This window comes from Acinetobacter lwoffii (assembly GCF_029024105.1).
GTDB classification, from domain to species: Bacteria; Pseudomonadota; Gammaproteobacteria; order Pseudomonadales; family Moraxellaceae; genus Acinetobacter; species Acinetobacter lwoffii.
Window position 1 is genome coordinate 359,785 of sequence record NZ_CP118963.1, and the last position, 14,738, is coordinate 374,522.

The 14,738-nt window shown below is 44.5% G+C and carries 12 protein-coding genes; 10 read left to right on the forward strand and 2 right to left on the reverse strand.

What is annotated here, in order from left to right:
• The first annotated feature begins 4 nt into the window (after positions 1–4).
• From PYW33_RS01550 to PYW33_RS01565, 4 genes are read left to right on the forward strand one after another with little or no spacing between them, the layout of a single operon-like run.
• On the forward strand, positions 5–1,501 hold the full coding sequence (locus PYW33_RS01550) for a UDP-N-acetylmuramoyl-L-alanyl-D-glutamate--2,6-diaminopimelate ligase (protein ID WP_004644944.1): 1,497 nt from the start codon (positions 5–7) through the stop codon (positions 1,499–1,501).
• A gap of 9 nt (positions 1,502–1,510) precedes the next feature.
• A complete protein-coding gene (locus tag PYW33_RS01555) occupies positions 1,511–2,914 on the forward strand; it encodes a UDP-N-acetylmuramoyl-tripeptide--D-alanyl-D-alanine ligase (protein WP_004644945.1) in 1,404 nt (467 codons plus the stop codon).
• A complete protein-coding gene (gene mraY / locus PYW33_RS01560; RefSeq protein ID WP_004644946.1) occupies positions 2,915–4,033 on the forward strand; it encodes a phospho-N-acetylmuramoyl-pentapeptide-transferase in 1,119 nt (372 codons plus the stop codon).
• 54 nt (positions 4,034–4,087) lie between these two features.
• Entirely contained in the window at positions 4,088–4,891 is an 804-nt protein-coding gene (locus PYW33_RS01565) for a putative RNA methyltransferase (protein ID WP_004644947.1), read from the forward strand.
• Positions 4,892–4,935: 44 nt separating this feature from the next.
• Here the strand turns inward: PYW33_RS01565 and PYW33_RS01570 are convergent, their stop codons facing one another.
• Both PYW33_RS01570 and ponA read right to left on the reverse strand, forming a co-directional pair.
• Positions 4,936–6,240, reverse strand: a complete 1,305-nt coding sequence (locus PYW33_RS01570; protein ID WP_004282307.1) for an IS4 family transposase — start codon at positions 6,238–6,240, stop codon at positions 4,936–4,938.
• Between the two features lie 102 nt (positions 6,241–6,342).
• Positions 6,343–8,868 (reverse strand): penicillin-binding protein PBP1a, encoded by a 2,526-nt coding sequence (ponA, locus tag PYW33_RS01575; protein WP_016806915.1) that lies wholly within the window; start codon positions 8,866–8,868, stop codon positions 6,343–6,345.
• 165 nt (positions 8,869–9,033) lie between these two features.
• Here ponA and PYW33_RS01580 point away from each other — a divergent pair, with 165 nt between their 5' ends.
• From PYW33_RS01580 to aroK, 6 genes are read left to right on the forward strand one after another with little or no spacing between them, the layout of a single operon-like run.
• Complete coding sequence (locus PYW33_RS01580) at positions 9,034–10,092, forward strand: pilus assembly protein PilM (RefSeq protein WP_004644949.1); 1,059 nt, start codon at positions 9,034–9,036, stop codon at positions 10,090–10,092.
• Complete coding sequence (locus tag PYW33_RS01585) at positions 10,092–10,730, forward strand: PilN domain-containing protein (RefSeq protein ID WP_004281141.1); 639 nt, start codon at positions 10,092–10,094, stop codon at positions 10,728–10,730. Before PYW33_RS01580 ends, PYW33_RS01585 begins: the two co-directional genes overlap by 1 nt.
• Positions 10,727–11,449 carry a type IV pilus inner membrane component PilO gene (locus tag PYW33_RS01590; protein ID WP_004644950.1) on the forward strand — a complete coding sequence of 241 codons (723 nt, stop codon included), beginning with the start codon at positions 10,727–10,729 and terminating at the stop codon, positions 11,447–11,449. The genes PYW33_RS01585 and PYW33_RS01590 overlap by 4 nt, the downstream gene beginning before the upstream one ends.
• Positions 11,449–11,976, forward strand: a complete 528-nt coding sequence (locus PYW33_RS01595; protein ID WP_004644951.1) for a pilus assembly protein PilP — start codon at positions 11,449–11,451, stop codon at positions 11,974–11,976. Before PYW33_RS01590 ends, PYW33_RS01595 begins: the two co-directional genes overlap by 1 nt.
• Before the next feature lie 18 nt (positions 11,977–11,994).
• The gene (locus PYW33_RS01600; RefSeq protein ID WP_004644953.1) at positions 11,995–14,148 is read left to right on the forward strand and encodes a type IV pilus secretin PilQ; all 2,154 of its coding nucleotides are present in this window, start codon (positions 11,995–11,997) and stop codon (positions 14,146–14,148) included.
• Positions 14,149–14,184: 36 nt separating this feature from the next.
• Complete coding sequence (gene aroK / locus PYW33_RS01605; protein ID WP_004644955.1) at positions 14,185–14,721, forward strand: shikimate kinase AroK; 537 nt, start codon at positions 14,185–14,187, stop codon at positions 14,719–14,721.
• Positions 14,722–14,738: the final 17 nt, after the last annotated feature.

The window sequence follows — 14,738 nt, forward strand, 5'->3', positions numbered from 1 at the left end:
ATCAATGTCTATTACATTTCAAGATATCTACACCTCTCATGAGGCCGCTGACTGGATGAAGCAATCCTTTCAGGGCTTCGAGCTGGATAGTCGTAAAGTTAAACCGGGACAGATTTTTATTGCCTTGACCAGTCTGTCACAACCGGAAAAAACTGCTCAATTTGCCCAGAAAGCTTTGGATCATGGTGCATTGGCTGTGATTTCAGAAACTGAGCTGGATGTATCTCCAAATTTGGTGGTGGCAGATGTACGTCATCTAATGGGGCAATGGCAAAAGCAGTATTTGCAAGCTACTCAACCTGTTCAAGCTGCTCGAATTTTGGCAGTCACCGGCACCAACGGTAAAACCACGATTTCTCGCTTGGTGGCTGAATTCATCATGCTGCAAGGCAAAGCTTGTGCAGTGATGGGCACAACAGGTAACGGCATTCTGCCAAATCTGGAAGCATCTTCGCATACCACCCTGGATGCCTTGCAATTGCAAAATGCCTTGCATGGCTATGCGCAGGCCGGTGCGGAATTTGCCTCGATTGAAGCCAGCTCACATGGTCTGGAACAAGGTCGCTTGAATGGCTGTGATATCGAGATTGCGGGTTACAGCAATTTGAGCCGTGACCATCTGGATTATCACGGTACGTTGCAAGCTTATGCAGAAGCAAAATCACGTTTATTCCGGTTTGAATCTTTAAAAGTGGCTGTCATCAATATTGATGACGAACATGCACAGATCATGCTGGATGCTGCGAAAAATAATCCGGCACAGCCTAAAATTTTGACTTATTCCACCACACAAAAAGCGGATTATCAGGTTCAGGATATTCAGTACAGCATTTCAGGTGCGACCTTTAAGCTGAAAACTGCCTCTGCTGAATATGTGGTTAACAGTCCATTGCTGGGACATTTCAATATTGAAAATCTGGTGGCCAGTCTGATCATGGCGGAACAGGCCGGATTTGACTTGGAAAGTTTGATTGCAACTGTGCCACAGCTCAAAGGTGCGCCCGGTCGGATGCAGGTGCTGCGTGATGGCGAACGTCTGTTTGTAGTGGATTATGCGCATACCCCAGATGCTTTGATCCAGGTTCTGGTGACCTTGAAACGTCATGTTTCACAAAATCTCTGGGCTGTTTTCGGCTGTGGCGGTGATCGTGATCGCGGTAAACGTCCACTGATGACTCAGGCTGCTTTAGAGGGTTCAGATATCGCAGTACTCACTTCTGATAACCCGCGGACGGAAGATCCGGTACAAATTTTTGCTGATATGAAAAATGGCATTGATTTTTCGGGCAAAACCTATCATGAAATTCATGACCGTCGTGAAGCGATCAAGTTTGCGGTTAAACATGCACAGGCGGGTGATATTGTCGTGATCGCAGGGAAAGGTCACGAAAATTATCAGGAAATTGATGGCGTACGTCACTGGTTTGATGACGTGGTCGAAGTGCAAGCTGCGATTGATGCCCAGCATTGCAACACAGATTCAGCCTATTCAGCGCATTAGGATTCAGATATGCATACCTCAACAACAAGTACTGCGGCGCTGGAGCCGTGGAGCATAGAACAATTACAGCAGGCTACTCAAGGCTACTGGTTGAATGATAAAAAGCCTGTAGGCCAGGTCAAACGGATTTTGACTGATTCACGTGATGCAGAAGCGGGTGATGCTTTTCTTGCGCTGAAAGGCGAGCGTTTTGACGCGCACGACTTTATTGCGCAAGTCGCGGCACAAGGTTGTGAAATTGCCATTGTCAGCCGTCCGGTGGATGCCGATATTTGCCAATTGGTGGTAGAAGATACCCGTCTGGCATTGGGATTGTTGGGCGCTTATCGCCGTCAGCAGAATCCTCAACTCAAAGTCATTGCCTTGACCGGCAGTAGTGGCAAGACCACGACTAAAGAAATGCTGGGAAGCATTCTGTCTCGTCTGGCACCGACCTTGGTGACACGTGGTAATTTGAATAATGACCTTGGCGTGCCGGTAATGTTGCTGGAGCTGCGTCCTGAACATCAATATGCGGTGATGGAACTCGGTGCAAGTCATCAGGGTGAAATTGATTACACCTCGAAAATGGTGCAGCCGCATGTGGCGGGGATCATTAACATTGGGACGGCACATTTAGGTGAGTTTGGCGGCCGTGACGGAATTTGCCGCGCGAAATCCGAGATTTATTCGCATATCTCTGAAATCTCAATTATTCCTGCTGCAGATGATTTTGCTGAAACCATTCGTGCCGCAGTAAAAACTGAAAAAAGCTTGAGTTTTGGTGCTGGCGGTGAAGTTTATGCCAGCGATGTAGTCCTTGATGCTCAATCATCAAGCTTTACCCTGAATACGCCACAAGGCTCGAAAACGGTTCAGTTGCCGTTTGCCGGCGAGCATAATGTCGAAAATGCCACAGCTGCCGCTGCATTTGCCCTGGCGATCGGTATTGGTCTGGATGATATCGTGGCTGGCCTGGAACAGGCAGTCGGTGCGAAAGGTCGTCTGAACTTTATTCCGCACAAAGACTATTTATTTATTGATGACACTTATAATGCCAATCCGGGTTCGATGCGTGCAGCAGCTGAAGTTCTGGCGCAGCAGCAGGGCATCCGGGTCATGGTCACCGGCGATATTGGTGAACTCGGTTCATCTGCCGCAATCGAGCATTACAAGCTTGGACGGGATCTGGTCTCTATTAAAGGTATTAACTTTGTGGTGGCTGTGGGTGAATTTGCGCCTGCCGCACAAGAAGGTGCCCGTAGTACGCAATATGGTAAAAAAATGCAGGCTTTCCTGAATCAGGAGCAGGCCTTGCCATTTTTAATTGATTTGATTGAAACACATCAACCTCAGCCGATGTCATTTCTATTTAAAGGGTCGCGTTTTACCCATATGGAAACATTGATGGCTGCATTGATGGAGAAACTCTAAATGCTGTTATGGCTCTTTGAACACTTGGCGGGCTTTGACAGCACGTTTCAGGTGGTTCGTTATTTAACTTTACGTGCTTTGCTCAGTGTCTTGACGGCACTGACCATCGGTCTGGTGCTGGGTCCTGTGATGATTCGCAAGCTTCAGGCGCTGAAATACGGCCAGGCCGTCAGCTCGTATGCTCCTGAAAACCATGCCAAGAAAATGGGTACACCGACGATGGGCGGTGTGCTGATCCTGCTTTCGATCGGTATCTCAACTTTACTCTGGGCGGATCTTTCCAATCCTTATGTCTGGATCGTGCTGGGTGTGATGGTGATTTTCGGTGCAGTAGGCTGGGCTGATGACTGGATTAAAATCCGTTATAAAGACAATGCGGGTTTGCCTGCGAAGAAAAAATTCTTCTGGACTTCAGTGGGTTCATTGGGTGCCGGTATTGCCTTGTATGTCATTGCACAGCAACAGACCAATCCGGTGCATACCGCGAATATGCTGGATCTGCTGATTCCATTCTTTAAAGACCTAAGCATTCCATTGTCGATGATTCCGTTGGGCATTGGTTTTATTATTTTTACCTATTTCGTGATTAATGGCGCATCCAATGCCGTGAACTTGACTGACGGTCTGGATGGTCTGGCGATCATGCCAATCGTGCTGGTTGCTACAGGTTTGGGCGTATTTGCCTATTTGGCCGGTGACGTGCGCTTTGCCAATTATCTGCATATTCCTTATGTGAAATATTCGTCTGAACTGGTGGTGGTCTGTGCTGCCATGATCGGAGCGGGTCTGGCTTTCCTTTGGTACAATGCCCATCCGGCCCAAGTATTTATGGGTGATGTTGGTGCTTTATCTCTCGGTGCAATGCTCGGTACGATTGCCGTCATGGTTCGTCAGGAAATCGTATTTGCGATTATGGCCGGTGTCTTTGTCGTGGAAGCGGTTTCAGTGTTCTTGCAAATTGGTTCATTGAGAATGCGCAATAAACGTGTATTCCTGATGGCACCGCTACATCATCATTATGAAAAGAAAGGCTGGCGTGAAACCCAGGTGGTGATCCGTTTCTGGATTATTACAATTATGCTGGTAGTTTTGGGTCTAATGACCTTAAAATTGCGCTAAGAAATGCATGAGAAAAAGTCGGCGCATGCCGGCTTTTTTGTTTTGGAGAAAATGATGAATTTACTCATGTGCCCAGTCTGTCGCCAGCAGTTGAGCTTAAATGAAAGAACATGGCGCTGTGAGAATCATCATAGTTACGATGTCGCCAAACAAGGCTATGTGAACCTGCATGTGGTTCAGCATAAGCACAGTAAAAACCCGGGAGATACGCCTGAGTCTGTGCAGGCACGTCGCGCATTTCTCAGTGCAGGTTATTATGCGCCTTTGCAACAGGCTGTCGTGGAAAAGATTCGCGAGTTGCGGATTGAAAACCTTTTAGATATTGGTTGTGGAGAAGGCTATTATACGAATGCCATGCGGGCCGAAGTGCTGCAATGCGTCGGGGTCGATATTGCCAAGAATGCGGTTCAGGTCGCAGCCAAACTGAATAAAGAGGTGACTTGGGTCGTAGGAACTGGAGCGACTTTACCAGTATTAGATGAGTTGATTGATCTGTGTACCAGCTTGTTTAGTCCAATTCCTAAACAGGAAATCCTGCGAGTTCTAAAACCAAAATCTTATTTGATGGTGGTGACACCGGCACCGCAACATTTATACTCGATGCGTGAAGCTCTATTTGAAGAAGTCAAACCACACGAGCCGCAGAAGTTTGTTGAGCAGTTGCAAGATGAATTTAATCTGGTTAGTGAGCAGGTGATTGATGCGCCAATGGTTTTGCCACAGGCTGATTTAAAAAACCTGATTGCGATGACGCCATATGCTTATAAGGCCAAACCTGAACGTCGTTTAGCACTTGAACAGCAGGATCAGTTTGAATTACTGGCGCAATATCAGATTTACCTGTTTCAGAAAAAATAAAAAATGCATATAAAAAAACCCTCAACTGAGGTAATGCCAGTCAGTTAAGAAATTGACTGGCATTTTCTTGGATATTTTTGTGCTTTAATTTTCACTACTCGCGGACATTGCCTTTGCCTTTTTTCAGGTAATACAAATATTTTAGATTGTTCAAATAATTGCGCTAAATGTTTGGGTAGGTTTCCTGCTGATTCTAAAGGTGTGTGCCTTAAGATATTGATAATACTCATAGATGCAATATGGAAACTGATCCTTAAAGGACTCACCTTTGCATGTTCAGCGATAAACCTCATCTGTCTTCTTAAGATATTATATGCAATAAATACCCCCCACAATTCTTGATAGACCAAATCAGGTTGTTTGCTTCTTAAAATCCTTGCATCCTGTAAATCACTTTTAATTTCCCGATAACACATTTCTATTTCCCAACGCTGGATATAAAGCATTGCAAGGTCTTTGAATGGATAAACTTTAGAATCTGTTAATGATGTAATGTAACGTCTTATTTTTCCTGCATATTCAACTTCAATTAAACGTGCTTCCCAATAGTCACCCAATGACGGATTTATCTTTTTTGCTCTTGCTGAAACAGGCATTTTGATCTGAAAGTCATGGGCCGCATTATGATGAATCACTTCATAACGCAGGTTGTCCTTTGCTCGCATCAACCAATGACTCTCTTCTGCCTGAGATTGCCAGCTCACTAAAAAATCAGCAGAGAAGTAAGCACGATCAAATAGGGTAATACTGCGAACTGGTGCTTTTAATTGACTGGCTAAGGTTAATTCACCTTGATCCATACTACCCATTTGGGCATCAATCATTTCATGGGTATTGGTATTCACCAGGCAAGTCGCTCTAACTTGTGGGTAAGGTGCAGCTGCTGTTTTGCCTTTGGATGAACCAAAGTGCTTAAAGTTTTCTTCTGTATGAGGCATAGACCAAACCACACCATCTACAGCACAAACGCATAGACCGTGAAAGTTGCTATATTGTTGTTGTGAGTCTTTAAACCATGCCTGACTTAATGTCGAAAATAAAGCACTCATGGGTTCTAAGCCTAAGCGTTGTCTTGCTTGTACGGATGCACTCGGTACACAGTATTCTGCCGTACCGAAAACAAGTTGCAATTGTTGAACCACATACCAAATCGGTTGATTTCGAAATAGAGCAAGTCCGATTACCAGCCAAACAACATGTTCAGCAGGCAGTTTTCTTTTTCGAATTGATGCTTTACCTGTTTGGTCTAAGCAATCTTCAATCCAGTTTAAATCAATCAATTCACTGAATTGTGAAAGTGAAGGTAGGGTTTGTTTTAATGTTAAATCTAGATTCTGAGATAAATTCATAAAAAAAGAGCGTATTTACATACGCTCTTTTTACAGCATTTTAACTTTTTTTGCTTAACTGACTGGCATTACTCAACTGAGGGCTTTTTTATATCAGTCAGATTACTGGACTTCTTCAATCAGATTTTCCAGAGAATCTACCCGGTTCGGCTGAAGAGGCTGTTCTTGTGGTGCAGAACTTTCATCATCTGGTAAACGAATCGGTTGATCTGGCAAATCTTCAAAGTCAGTTTCTGTGCGTTTCGGGACGACCACAGGTGCAGGACGGTAAAGCGCTGTCGCCAGAGGCGGAGAAGACGGATCATTCTGTGCTTCATCAGCCTGAACCACCTTGTTGCGATTTACCGGTGCCTTAGCATTGCGGTCTAAACGTACCCAGGCTTCTGGCTGGCCTTTTAATGCCTTGCCCATAAAATCGGTCCAGATCGGTAGAGCTGCCACACCACCATATTCACGGCGACCTAAAGTGGTTGGCTGATCAAAGCCTACCCAGGTCACGGTGACTAACTTACCATTGAAACCTGCAAACCAGGCGTCTTTGGCATCATTAGTGGTACCGGTCTTCCCGCCGATATCACCACGACCAATTCTTAATGCAGCACGGCCAGTACCATGCTGAATCACATCACGCAAAATGTTGGCCATGTCATAGGCAGAGCTGGATTTTAAAATACGCTGTGCCTGACGATAATTACTGTCTTCGGCAGAGACTTTAGGTGCAGCCTGTTTTTGCTCTAAAGTTGTATTGTTGATTGCAATTGCTTCGTCATCTGCGGTAATAGGGTCAGTGGCTTGAACTGTTTCTTCTTTTTCATTAATACATGAAATGCAGGCATATTCAGGCTTGGCTTCAAAGATGGTATTGCCGTAGGCATCTTCAATGCGGGTAATAAAGTGCGGTTGGATTCGGTAACCGCCATTGGCAAAGGTGGCATAACCAGTCGCCATCTGAATCGGTAGGACCTGCGGGGTGCCTAAGGCAATGGTATAGTTACGTGGAATCTGACTGTCTTGTAAACCAAAATCCATAAATAACTGGCGTGTACGTTCAATCCCAACGGCCTGTAATAAGCGCACTGAGACTGTATTACGTGACAGATAAAGTGCACGACGTAGCGGGATCATACCCAGATAACGGCCATCCGAGTTACGTGGCGTCCATTTGCCAATGGTAATCGGTGCATCATTGACCATGGTATGCGGCGTCATGCCACGTTCCAAAGCCAGTGCATAAACAAAAGGCTTAATTGTAGAACCGGGTTGACGCCAACCTTGGGTTGCACGGTTAAATTTCGACTGATAAAAGTTATATCCCCCGACAATGGCTTCAATCGCACCATTATTTGGGTTGATGGCAATCAATTGTCCTTGCACATTGGGGATCTGCACCAATGACCAAGAGGTTTTATTTTCATTGGGTCTTAAACGAACAATATCTTTGACTTTGACAATCTCGGACGCTTTGCTCGGTGCACCACCTACACTGTTGACGTTACGAAAGCGACGTGCCCAAGACATACCTGACCAGGGAACAGTCACGCTGCTTCCGTCCTGCATGAGTGCTTCAAAACTGGAATTACCTACCTGAGTTACTTGCGCAGGATAGGTATTGGCATAGGCACGGAACTTGTCGAGAGGTTGATCATGTGCTTCAGCACCACGCCAGCCATGTCGACGGTCATAAGCCTCTAGGCCTTCCTGTACCGCTTGCTCCGCATAGGCCTGACGTACACTATGAATGGTAGTATAGACTTTATAACCAGAATCTACCGCCTGTTCACCAAAGTTTTGTACCAGTTCAGAACGTACCATTTCGCCGACATACGGGAATTTATTACGGGTACTCCGATCAGGCATATCTAAATTTACCGGTTCAGCAATGGCTTGCTGATACTGGCTTTGATTTAAATAGCCCAATTGCAGCATACGCCCCAAAATCCAGTTACGACGTTCCAAGGCGCGCTTGGGATTGGCGACCGGATTGTATCGAGAGGGGGCTTTAGGCAGACCAGAGATCATGGCCATTTGTGCAATTGAAAGCTCTTCTAGACTCTTGTTGTAGTAAATTTTAGCTGCTGCTGCGATACCGTAAGCATTTTTCCCCAGGAAAATTTTATTGACATACAGGGTCAGAATTTCTTCTTTACTTAAGTTTTGCTCAATTTTACGGGCCAGAAAAATTTCTGTCAGTTTACGCTTCAGCGTCCGTTCAGGGCTAAGGTAATAGTTTTTTGCCACTTGCATGGTAATGGTCGAACCACCGGTCTGTACAGCCGAGCCGGTCACCGTCTCACTGAGTGCGCGTCCCAAGCTTTTAAAGCTGATCCCGCTATGCTCAAAAAAGCTGGAATCTTCAGCGGCGAGGAAAGCATGAATAAACTCGGGCGGAATTTGTTCATATTTCACGGGAACAGAAAGCTTGCCTCCATATTCGGCAATTAATTCATTATCTGAACTAAAAACTTGTAAAGGCTTTAATAAAGGGGCCTTTTTAAGCGTAGACATTTCAGGCAAAGATGGGGCAATATAGAGATACATGCCATAGAAACCCATCGGAATTGAGATCAGTATAATGATAATGATCAAAAAAAATGGATGAACAAGGCCTGAACAAGATAGCTTTTTCATAACAAGTAAGTTTTAATAAGAGCTAATGGCGAACTAATTACCGGTCAGTATATCCTGTCGATATCCATATTGTTAGATGAGTTATTGTATCTATATAAAATTATAGACTGGACCAATTGGTAAGTTAGATTGAATTGGGGACAAAAAAATAATAGGAAGTGTATTGTGCGCAGGTTATATCGTAAACCAAATAAGGGGTTAATAGGAGTCGATATTAGTTCGACTTCTGTTAAGGTTTTAGAGCTTTCTGTAAAAAGTGGCCGTTACTGGGTAGAAAGCTATGCTTTGATCCCATTATCGGAAAACAGTGTTGTTGAAAAAAACATCTTAAACCCAGAAGCAGTCGCTGATGCCCTTGGGCGTGCAATTAATTTGGGCAATACCCAGTCGAATCAGGCCGCTTTTGCGATTCCTACTTCAATGGTCATCACCAAAATCATTGAGATGGATGCAGACATGTCAGATGATGAACGTGAAGTTCAGATTCGTGAAGATGCGGAACAATACATTCCTTTTCCACTCGATGAAGCGAGTCTGGACTTTGAAGTTCTGCCAGACCGCCTTTCCAATCCGAACCGGGTCAATGTGCTGCTGGTCGCGACACGGATCGAAAATGTCGAAGCACGTTCTGAAGTTTTAGAGATTAGCAGTCTAACGCCTAAGATTGCAGATGTAGAAAGTTTTGCGCTGGAAAATGCCTTTAAGGTATTTTCGGACACTTTGCCGATGGGGGTCAATACGGTTGGTATTTTAGACATTGGTCATAGTATGACGACCTTGTCGGTGATGCAGAACAACAAGATTATTTATACCCGTGAGCAGGTGTTTGGTGGCAAGCAATTGACTCAGGAAATTCAGAATCGTTATGGATTGTCTTTTGAAGAAGCTGGACGTGCTAAAAAAACCCGTGCCTTGCCGGATGATTATGATATTGAAGTGCTAGAACCATTTCTGGATGCCGTCGTACAACAGGCAGCCCGTTCATTGCAGTTCTTCTTTTCATCTTCTCAGTTTAATGAGATTGACCATATTTTACTGGCCGGCGGGAATGCCAATATTCCAGGTCTGGCAAAATTATTACAACAAAAACTCGGTTACCGTGTCACGATCGCGAATCCATTTTTGCAAATGGGCTTTTCTCCTCAAATTGATATTAAAAAAATTGAAAATGACGCGTCATCACTCATGGTTGCATGCGGTTTGGCATTAAGGAGTTTTGATTAATGGCAAGAATTAACTTACTTCCTTGGCGTGATGAGCTAAGAATTAAAAGAAATAATGAATTCGTGGCAATCTGCGTGGGGGCGCTTTTCTTGGGATTAGCAGCAGCGGGTTCAACCTGGTTTTATTATGATCACAAACTTCAGGATCAGGAGCAGGCCAATCAGCTGATTCAAAGTACTAACCAGAATCTGGATGTGCAGTTAAAGGCGCTTGAAGGTTTGCAAGAACAGCGTAATGCGATTGTTGAACGGATGAAGCTGATTCAGGGCCTACAAACCCAGCGTCCGATTGCGGTGCATTTGATTGATGAAATTGTACGGGTGACCCCAAGCAATATGTATATCACCAAATTCCAGCGTATCGGCGATAAGTTTACCATTGAAGGTCGGGCTGAAAGTCCAAATACGGTAGCAGAATTGCTCCGTAATCTGGAGGCATCATCTTGGTATCGGAATGCCTTTATGAACGCTTTCCTGGTGGCTGAAGAAGCAAAAGAAAAGGCACCGAGCTCGATTATTCCACGTGTGGAAGAGTCCTATGGCAGTTTTACCGTGACGGTAGATCTGGATCAGATCGCTCAGCCAGTACTTAACGAAGAACAACAAGCAGTCGCTACAACTACGGGGGCATCATCATGAGTAATGAAGAATTCGATGAGTTCAGCCAGGATGTCGTCGCTGTACCCAAAAATAAAATGACTGTTGAAAAGTTTTTTCAGCAATTCAATACATTGGATCCAAACAATTATGGTAGTTGGCCTTTATCGGTCAAAATTACCTGCTGGATTTTTATTGCCGCGCTGGCATTTGCGGTGATTTACTTCGTTATGATCAGAAGCACGATTGAGTCAATTTCACAAGCCAGTACCCAGGAACAAAACCTGCTGAATGAATTCCGTGAAAAAGAATCCAAATTACGCAACTTACAACAATATCAAATCCAGCTTCAGGAAATGGAAGCCCGTTTTAACCAGCAGTTAGAACAGTTACCGAAAGAAACTGAGATTCCGGGTCTGGTTGAAGATATTAACCTGAGCGGTGTGAATTCAGGCCTGAAGTTTAAAAATATTCGTCTAGAGCCTGAAATTAAACAAGAGTTCTTTATTGAACAGCCGATTGCAATTGAAGCGACTGGGGATTATCACGCTTTTGGCTCTTTTGTCAGCAGTATTGCCGGCTTGTCGCGTATTGTAACGCTGCATGATTTCACCATTACCGGTACTGAAAATAAAGAGAAAAAATCTGAAATTCCAGTCATTGATTATGTGGTAAAAGCCAAAACTTACCGTTATGTCGGTAATGCTGAAGGTGCTGCAGCACAGCCTGAAGCTAATAGCACTACTCAGGGGGCGCAGTAATGAAGAACATTAAAATTACTTCAGCTTTAACACTTGGGTTTTTATTGTTGGGATGCGATTCACGCATTGATGCAGTCAATCAGGAAATGGCTAATATTCGTAATCAGCCACCTTTGCCAATTGAACCGGCTCCTGATTTTATGCCAGTTGAAACCTTCAACTATGCAGCACATCAGATCAAAAGCCCTTTTTTACCAAGCTCTCTGGCTGCTGAACTGAAAATTATGGCGGGGAAACGGGTTTATCCAAACCTATCACGTCAACTGCAACCGCTAGAAAGTTATCCGCTCGAAACATTGACCATGAAAGGCAGTATGCGCAATCAGGCAGGACAAATTCTGGCTTTAATCCAGACGCCTGATGGTGAGGTTGAGCGGATTCAGCGTGGCAGCTATATGGGACTTAATCATGGTCGTGTAATTGGAATTACACCGACACAGATCAATCTGATTGAGATTATTCCAGATGGCCGTGAGGGATATGTGGAACGTCCGCGAAGTCTGGTTCTCATTGGGCCGGCGCCATAAGGTTTTAAAGGAATAACAATGAATAAGAGTATTAAAGAATTTATTTTTGGGGATGCTAATACAATGAATCGTGTGTTTCGTCAGTTTTCAATGGGTGCTGTTGCAATTGCGGTGATGCAAGCAGCCAGCGCACAAGTGGCCGTAACGAATGTGGTACCTATGCAGCTTCCTGGTCAAGGAACTGAAATTCGGGTGATGTTTAATGGTTTACCACCTCAACCACAAGCCTATCAATTAGAATCACCGTCACGTTTGATTCTGGACTTTGACAAGGCCCAACAGAATTTAAAACAAAGCAACATTCCGGTCGCAACGCGTGAAGCCAGTTCAGTGGAGGTCACTTCGGATGCACAGCGTGCCCGTTTGACGGTTAATCTGACAGATGCAGGTGCCTTTACCACTCGAGTAGAAGGCAATACTTTTATTCTTAAAATTAACTCTGCAACTCCTGTAGCCATAGCTCAACCTGTGCAGCAACAGTCAGCTCAGGGTATTAGCAATATTGGTTTCCAGCGCGGTACGCAAGGTGAAGGCCAGGTCGTTATTGATCTATTAGGAAATAATACTCCTGTTGATGTACAGCAGCAGGGTACCAAGGTTATTGTGCGCACTTTAGGTTCCAAGATTCCGGCTCATTTGACCCGCCGTCTTAATGTGACAGATTTCGCGACTCCGGTATCAAGTGTAGATGCTGTGAATCAAAATGGTTCAGGAGTCATTACGATTCAGTCTGCGGAAAGTTATGAATATATGGCTTACCAAACAGATAATAAGCTGACCATCAGCTTGAAACGTCCGGAAGCCAAGAGTCCATTGCGTCCTAAAACTGTCGCTTATAGCGGTAAGAAAATTTCGCTAGATTTCCAAGATATTGAAGTGCGCCGCGTGTTGCAGTTATTGGCAGATTTTACCGATATCAATATGGTGGCTGCAGATAGTGTGCAAGGTAATATTACCTTGCGCTTGAAAGAGGTACCTTGGGATCAGGCGCTGGATATTGTGCTGAAAACCAAAAACCTGGATAAACGCCGTAATGGCAATGTGATCTGGATCGCACCAGTTGCAGAGCTGATAAAGGCTGAAGAGGAAGAAGCTAAGGCGATTAAGCAGAGTGTTGCACTTGCGCCTATCCAAACGGAATATATGCAGCTCAGTTATGCCAAAGCCGCTGATATTGAGAAACTGATTACGCAGAATAAAGGCGCATCTAGTTCAGGTAGTTCGAGTAACACTACAAATAATGATGAGAGAGAAAGCTTATTGAGTTCACGTGGCTCTGTGTCTATTGATGCACGAACCAATACCGTTATTGTGAATGATACTCAGCTCTTTATCGATAAAATCCGTAATATGGTGGATCTGCTCGATGTGCAGGTCAAGCAGGTGATGGTCGAAGCACGTATTGTGCGAGCTACCACTGACTTCACCAAAGAGATGGGGGTAAAATGGGGGCTTCTGTCTCAAGGTGTAACTGATAATAATCATCTATTGGTCGGTGGTAGTGATACTACATTATGGGATTTAAAAACACCTGATGATGATGGTAAGTATACGATTCAACGGCCGGATAATCTTAATGTGGACTTGGGTGTTACCAGCCAAGGAGCAAGCCGTATTGCCTTTGGTTTGATCAGCCTCTCTGATTTTATGCTGGATCTGGAGCTTTCTGCACTTCAGGCAGACGGTTATGGTGAAGTGATTTCTACCCCTAAAGTACTGACTGCGGATAAGCAAAAAGCGACTGTGGCTTCGGGCTCACAAATTCCGTATCAATCTGCTGAAGGCGGGGGTACTAATGCCGTGTCGACTACAGCATTTATTGATGCGACTTTAAGTCTGGATGTCACGCCAAGCATTACCCCAGATGGTAAAGTACAGATGGAACTCAATATTACCAGTGACTCACCAGGGAACCCGACACCGACCGGACAGCTCACTATTAACAAAAACCAGATCAATACCAATGTCCTGGTTGATAATGGTGAAACAGTGGTTCTAGGTGGTATTTTTGAGCAAGAAACCCGTAATGCGCAAACCAAGGTGCCATTTCTGGGTGATATTCCTTACGTAGGTCGTTTATTCCGTAAAGATTTAAAGGCGGATAACAAACGTGAGTTGCTGATTTTCGTTACACCTCGAATTGTTAATGACAGTGTTTCAAGAAATCATTAATATATTTTGAATTTAACAAAACGAATAGGTGACTCCTTGCCAAGCAAAGAGTTTGAAACCCTACCAAATATTTATTTGGTAGGGCCGATGGGGGCCGGTAAAACAACAGTAGGACGACATCTCGCAGAATTGTTAGGACGCGAATTTCTAGACAGTGATCATGAAATTGAACGTAAAACAGGTGCGACTATTCCCTGGATTTTCGAAAAAGAAGGGGAGCAGGGTTTCCGTGACCGTGAAACTGCTGTGATTAATGACCTTACCTCACGTCCCCATCTGGTTTTAGCCACCGGTGGTGGTGCAATTACTCAGGTTTTAAACCGGGACTATCTGAAACAGCGCGGAATCGTTGTTTATCTCTATACGCCGGTTGAAATTCAACTGCAACGTACCTATCGCGATAAAAACCGTCCACTCCTTCAAGTCGAAAATCCGGAACAAAAGTTACGTGATTTATTGGCAGTCCGTGATCCCTTGTATCGAGAAGTGGCACATCATATTATTGAGACCAATCAGGGTGCTGCGCGTGATCTGGCGCAACGGATTCTCAATCTTATTACTTCTAAAAACTAAGTTCATTGAATAAAGTG

Excerpts from the sequence above, each read along its gene's own strand:
- PYW33_RS01550 (WP_004644944.1), top strand. The coding sequence starts at position 5 with ATGTCTATTACATTTCAAGATATCTACACCTCTCATGAGGCCGCTGAC.
- PYW33_RS01590 (WP_004644950.1), top strand. The coding sequence starts at position 10,727 with ATGAGTAATGAAGAATTCGATGAGTTCAGCCAGGATGTCGTCGCTGTA.
- PYW33_RS01585 (WP_004281141.1), top strand. The coding sequence starts at position 10,092 with ATGGCAAGAATTAACTTACTTCCTTGGCGTGATGAGCTAAGAATTAAA.
- PYW33_RS01595 (WP_004644951.1), top strand. The coding sequence starts at position 11,449 with ATGAAGAACATTAAAATTACTTCAGCTTTAACACTTGGGTTTTTATTG.
- PYW33_RS01570 (WP_004282307.1), bottom strand. The coding sequence starts at position 6,240 with ATGAATTTATCTCAGAATCTAGATTTAACATTAAAACAAACCCTACCT.
- mraY (WP_004644946.1), top strand. The coding sequence starts at position 2,915 with ATGCTGTTATGGCTCTTTGAACACTTGGCGGGCTTTGACAGCACGTTT.
- PYW33_RS01555 (WP_004644945.1), top strand. The coding sequence starts at position 1,511 with ATGCATACCTCAACAACAAGTACTGCGGCGCTGGAGCCGTGGAGCATA.
- PYW33_RS01600 (WP_004644953.1), top strand. The coding sequence starts at position 11,995 with ATGAATAAGAGTATTAAAGAATTTATTTTTGGGGATGCTAATACAATG.
- PYW33_RS01565 (WP_004644947.1), top strand. The coding sequence starts at position 4,088 with ATGAATTTACTCATGTGCCCAGTCTGTCGCCAGCAGTTGAGCTTAAAT.
- ponA (WP_016806915.1), bottom strand. The coding sequence starts at position 8,868 with ATGAAAAAGCTATCTTGTTCAGGCCTTGTTCATCCATTTTTTTTGATC.